At 57.4% G+C, this 2,155-nt stretch carries 2 protein-coding genes; both read left to right on the top strand.

The genetic code is table 11. From position 1 onward, the window contains the following. On the top strand, positions 1–317 hold a 317-nt coding region (locus ABYA88_RS16210), incomplete at its 5' end, for a hypothetical protein (RefSeq protein ID WP_373188419.1). Positions 318–359: 42 nt separating this feature from the next. Further along, positions 360–1,994, top strand: a complete 1,635-nt coding sequence (locus tag ABYA88_RS16205; RefSeq protein ID WP_373188418.1) for a ShlB/FhaC/HecB family hemolysin secretion/activation protein — start codon at positions 360–362, stop codon at positions 1,992–1,994. Positions 1,995–2,155: the final 161 nt, after the last annotated feature.

Below are 2,155 nucleotides of genomic sequence, written 5' to 3'. Positions count from 1 at the left end.
TTGAACTGCGCACCAATGCGCTGCCTACACGCTATGCCGATCCGCTGGTGATGTTCCTCTACAAGCCAGGTGTGCCTCAGGATCTGCAGGTGCTCGCCTTCCAGCGACTCAGCGCAGAGTACAACATGCAGACCCAGCTCAGTGAAACCCGACTATGGGAGTCAGGCCTCGGCATGCCTGGGTATCCAAATACAGCGACCTATTCGAGCCCGGTGAGCTTTGGCCCAAGCACCGTTAACACGGGTGCACCAGGCGCTAATGAGGACGCTGCGTTACCCCCGGCGGATGAGGAGTTGCTGGAGATTTCGTCCAGATAACCAGCCGATCACGGATGGCCGTTTCACAACCAGGAATATCGAATGAATTATTGGCGTTTATGCCGGCAGGTGATGTTACTCAGCATGCTCATCCCGAGTGTCCAGGCTCAAACACTCCCCGGGGTGGCCGATCCCGCAGGGCGGGAAAGAGAACTACTGCGCCGCGAGCAGAGTTTGCAGGAACGCAGGGAGTTGCAGGAGCGTGAGGATTCGCTGATTGCGCCTGATGTCGTTGAGACGCCCGATGAAGGCCCTGCATTTATCCTCAATAGTGTGCGTTTTACCAAGTCAGAGTTGCTCTCTGCGCAGGAGCTGAAAACCATTGTATTGCCTTACCTGGGCCAGCAAACGCGGTTATCCGATCTGAACCGAATGGTTACGCAGATCAACGCGGCCTACAGGGAAAAGGGTATTTATACAGCGACGGCCCTGTTGCCCAAGCAGGCTGTGACGGACGGTGTGGTGATTATTCGCCTGGTTGAAGGCAAGCTTGGCGAGATGGTTGTCGAGGGCAACAGCTACCTTCCTGAACCCTACGTGCGGGAGTGGGTGCCCTTTGCAGCGGAAAAGGCCCTGGTTGATATGAACGCCCTGGAAAGCAATATCCTGGAGTTCAACCGGGTCAACGATGCCCGGTTACAGGCCGAGTTGCGTGCGGGCAAGGACTTTGGTCTCACGGATATTGTCGTGATCGTGGATGAGCCACTGCGCAATACAGTGCAGCTGTTTGTCGATAATTACGGTTATGCCACTTCCGGTGAGGAAGAGGTGGGTGCGATTTATCGCCGCCAGGGTGTGTTCACCGGGAACGACCGAGGGCTGTTGTATGCGCTTGCGTCGGAAGGTAACCAGTCCGTCACGGCTATTTACAGCGCGCCGGTGAAGGCCAGCCGCTGGCGTCTTGGCGGCAGCCTTGCCGTCAATCAGTCAGATGTGACAGAGGGGGACTTCAAGGATCTGGCGGTGGAGGGAGACTCAACCAGCATGACTCTCGATGCGTCCTGGCTTGCCATATCGTCCAGTCATTTCTGGCTCAACGCTCTCGGCTCCGCGATGTATTCGAACTCCTCGACCTCGGTGCTTGGAGAAGACATCAGTGACTACACAATCAGCAAGTTGAGTTCCGGCGCCCAAATGACCTGGCTTGGCTCGGGCTGGCAGATATCCGCCCGGCAGCTGGCCGGTTGGGTGAGCGCGCAGAACCAGGCAGCCACTGACGGCGACAAGAGTTTTGCGGTGTTGAATGGCGATGCCAGCGCCTATTACCAGCTTGCCCAGTCCGACTGGTACGGGCTCATGCAGATGGATTACCAATACACCAACGAGGAAGCACTTCCGGGCGCGGTAGCATACTCCATTGGTGGGCCAACATCGGTTCGAGGCTATGCGCCGGGTCTGATCAGCGGTGATTACGGCATCCAGACCAGTCTTGAGACCCATTACCGTGGAATCAGCGCGCTGGGTGGTGACCTCGACCCATTTGTATTCTACGACTTTGGCACTGTGCGCTCGAAAAACCCATCACAGACAGCACAGGCTGTCGGTCTGGGCCTTGGGTGGACGGGTTATAAGGGCCTCTCGGCCAGCATGACCTATGCCAATGCGTTGGACGATATTCTGCCAGACCAGGATGACTGGGTCCTCTACGCCCGTTTGAGCTGGGAATGGGGCAGATGACAGCGCCGCGCTGAGCCTGTGGTCTGACATCTGGGCCTAGTGATTCAATCTCGACTTTGTCACTCGGTCCACCAGGTACACCAGCCCGTGGTAGTCAATACCGCCGTGCCGGCTCAGGCCGATCTCGCAGGTGCGGCTGGTGCTGATGCCTTCATCGCAGT

The organism is Halopseudomonas sp. (assembly GCF_041579695.1).
Lineage (GTDB): Bacteria > Pseudomonadota > Gammaproteobacteria > Pseudomonadales > Pseudomonadaceae > Halopseudomonas.
The sequence above is the reverse complement of the archived record's forward strand: the minus strand, read 5'-3'. Positions and strand labels throughout refer to the sequence as shown.